Source organism: Pseudomonas sp. CM27, assembly GCF_013179515.1.
Lineage (GTDB): Bacteria > Pseudomonadota > Gammaproteobacteria > Pseudomonadales > Pseudomonadaceae > Aquipseudomonas.
Window position 1 is genome coordinate 1 of the sequence record NZ_JABMCN010000383.1, and the last position, 3,115, is coordinate 3,115.

A 3,115-nucleotide genomic window follows, 5' to 3' on the forward strand; every position below is an offset into this window, starting at 1 on the left:
TATCTGTTGGGCCCGGTAGGCGGCGGCAAGTCGTCGCTGGCCGAGAAACTCAAGCAGCTGATGGAGAAAGTGCCGTTCTATGCCATCAAGGGCTCGCCGGTATTCGAATCGCCCTTGGGCTTGTTCAACGCCACCGAAGATGGGGCCATTCTCGAGGAAGAGTACGGGATCTCACGGCGCTACCTGAACACCATCATGTCGCCCTGGGCCACCAAGCGCCTGCAAGAATTTGGCGGTGACATCTCCAAGTTCAAAGTGGTCAAGCTCTACCCATCCATTCTCAACCAGATTGCCATTGCCAAGACCGAACCCGGCGATGAAAACAACCAGGACATCTCTGCACTGGTGGGCAAGGTCGATATCCGCAAACTCGAGGAGTTTCCGCAGAACGACGCCGACGCCTACAGCTACTCGGGCGCGCTGTGCCGGGCCAACCAGGGCCTGATGGAATTCGTCGAGATGTTCAAGGCACCGATCAAGGTCCTGCACCCTCTGCTCACTGCCACCCAGGAAGGCAACTACAACAGTACCGAAGGCTTGGGCGCGATCCCCTACACCGGCATCCTGCTGGCTCACTCCAACGAATCGGAGTGGCACACTTTCCGTAACAACAAGAACAACGAAGCCTTCATCGACCGGATCTACATCGTCAAGGTGCCGTACTGCCTGCGGGTCAGTGACGAGATCAAGATCTACGACAAGCTGCTGGTCAACAGTTCGCTGTCCAAGGCCCATTGCGCCCCGGACACGCTGAAGATGCTCGCCCAGTTCACCGTGCTCTCGCGTCTCAAGGAGCCGGAAAACTCCAACATTTACTCGAAGATGCGCGTCTACGATGGCGAGAACCTGAAGGATACCGACCCCAAGGCCAAGTCGATCCAGGAATACCGCGACTCGGCAGGCGTCGACGAGGGCATGAACGGCCTGTCGACCCGCTTCGCCTTCAAGATCCTGTCCAAGGTCTTCAACTTCGACCCGCACGAGATTGCGGCCAACCCGGTACACCTGCTGTATGTGCTGGAGCAGCAGATCGAGCAGGAGCAATTCCCTGCCGAGGTGCGCGAACGCTACCTGCGCTACCTCAAGGAATATCTGGCACCGCGCTACATCGAGTTCATCGGCAAGGAAATCCAGACCGCCTACCTTGAGTCCTACAGCGAGTACGGCCAGAACATCTTCGACCGCTACGTGCTGTACGCCGACTTCTGGATCCAGGACCAGGAGTACCGCGACCCGGAAACCGGCGAAATCCTCAACCGTATTGCACTGAACGAAGAGCTGGAAAAGATCGAGAAGCCCGCCGGCATCAGCAATCCGAAGGACTTCCGCAACGAGATCGTCAACTTCGTACTGCGCGCACGCGCCAACAACAACGGCAAGAACCCAAGCTGGCTGAGCTATGAAAAGCTGCGGGTGGTGATCGAGAAGAAAATGTTCTCCAACACCGAAGACCTGCTGCCGGTCATCAGCTTCAACGCCAAGGCCAGCAAAGAGGACCAGAAGAAACACAACGACTTCGTCACCCGGATGGTGGAGCGTGGCTACACCGACAAACAGGTTCGTCTGCTGTCGGAATGGTACCTGCGGGTCAGGAAATCGCAATAAAGCGACAAGCTACACACCGCACGCCCAAGGCTGGCGTTCCAGCCTCGGGCGGCGGCAGCTGTCTTTACGTGCAGCTCGTAGCTTGAAGCGTGCAGCTGTTCCCAGCTACCGGAGGGACCATGAGCTACGTTATAGACCGACGCCTGAACGGCAAGAACAAGAGCACGGTCAACCGCCAGCGCTTCTTGCGGCGGTACCGCGAACATATCAAGAAGGCCGTCGAAGAGGCGGTTAGCCGTCGCTCCATCATGGACATGGAGCATGGCGAGCAGATCAGCATTCCGGGACGGGACATCGACGAACCTGTGCTGCACCATGGTCGCGGCGGCAAACAGACCATCGTGCACCCGGGCAACAAGGAATTCACCGCAGGTGAGCATATCCCCAGACCCCAAGGTGGTGGGGGCGGTGGGGGCCGTGGCAAGGCCGGCAATTCTGGCGAAGGCATGGATGAATTCGTCTTCCAGATAACTCAGGAAGAATTCCTCGAGTTCATGTTCGAGGACCTCGAGCTGCCCAACCTGGTCAAACGCCACCTGACCGGTGCCGATACGTTCAAGACCGTGCGTGCCGGTATCGCCAACGAGGGCAACCCCTCGCGCATCAACATTGTCCGCACCCTGCGCTCGGCTCACGCCCGGCGAATCGCCCTGACCGGCAGCAGCCGCGCGCTGTTGCGCGAAGCGCAAAAAGAGCTGGCCCGACTGAAAGTCGAGGAGCCCGACAACTTTACCGACATCCAGGAAGTCGAGCAGGAAATCGAGCGCCTGAAAGCACGTATCAACCGCCTGCCCTTCCTCGACACGTTCGACCTGAAGTACAACTTGCTGGTAAAGCAGCCCAACCCAAGCTCGAAGGCGGTGATGTTCTGCCTGATGGACGTGTCCGGTTCGATGACCCAAGCCACCAAGGACATTGCCAAGCGCTTCTTCATCCTGCTGTACCTGTTCCTCAAGCGTAACTATGACCGCATCGAGGTAGTATTCATTCGCCACCACACCAGTGCCCGCGAAGTGGACGAGGAAGAGTTCTTCTACTCCCGGGAAACCGGCGGCACCATCGTTTCCAGTGCGCTCAAGCTGATGCAGGAGATCATGGCCGAACGCTACCCGGCCAGCGACTGGAACATCTACGCCGCCCAGGCCTCCGATGGCGACAACTGGAACGACGACTCGCCCATCTGCCGCGAAATTCTCTCCAAGCAGATCATGCCGCACGTGCAGTACTACACTTACGTCGAGATCACCCCCCGTGAGCATCAGGCGCTGTGGTACGAGTACGAGCGCATCGGCGAAGGGTTCCCCGACACGTTCGCCCAGCAGCAGTTGGTATCGGCCGGCGACATCTACCCGGTCTTCCGTGAACTCTTCCAGCGCAGGTTAGCCACATGACCGCCAGAGCACAGAGACGCCAACCCATTTCCACCGGGTCCGAGTGGACGTTCGAACTGATCCAGACCTACGACCGGGAAATCAGCCGCCTGGCCGAAGGTTATGCCCTGGACACCTAC

At 58.7% G+C, this 3,115-nt stretch carries 3 protein-coding genes; all 3 read left to right on the forward strand.

Annotation, left to right across the window (positions count from 1 at the left end):
* A partial coding sequence (locus HP547_RS28060) for a PrkA family serine protein kinase (protein ID WP_172288727.1) occupies window positions 1–1,605 on the forward strand: 1,605 nt, incomplete at its 5' end.
* A 119-nt stretch (window positions 1,606–1,724) separates the two neighbouring features.
* The gene (locus HP547_RS28065; protein WP_172232959.1) at window positions 1,725–2,996 is read left to right on the forward strand and encodes a YeaH/YhbH family protein; all 1,272 of its coding nucleotides are present in this window, start codon (window positions 1,725–1,727) and stop codon (window positions 2,994–2,996) included.
* On the forward strand, window positions 2,993–3,115 hold a 123-nt coding region (locus HP547_RS29780), incomplete at its 3' end, for a hypothetical protein (RefSeq protein ID WP_256676467.1). The genes HP547_RS28065 and HP547_RS29780, both read left to right, overlap by 4 nt.

Bases quoted from the DNA above. Each gene is read 5' to 3' on its own strand.
- HP547_RS28065 (WP_172232959.1), top strand. From the start codon at position 1,725: ATGAGCTACGTTATAGACCGACGCCTGAACGGCAAGAACAAGAGCACG.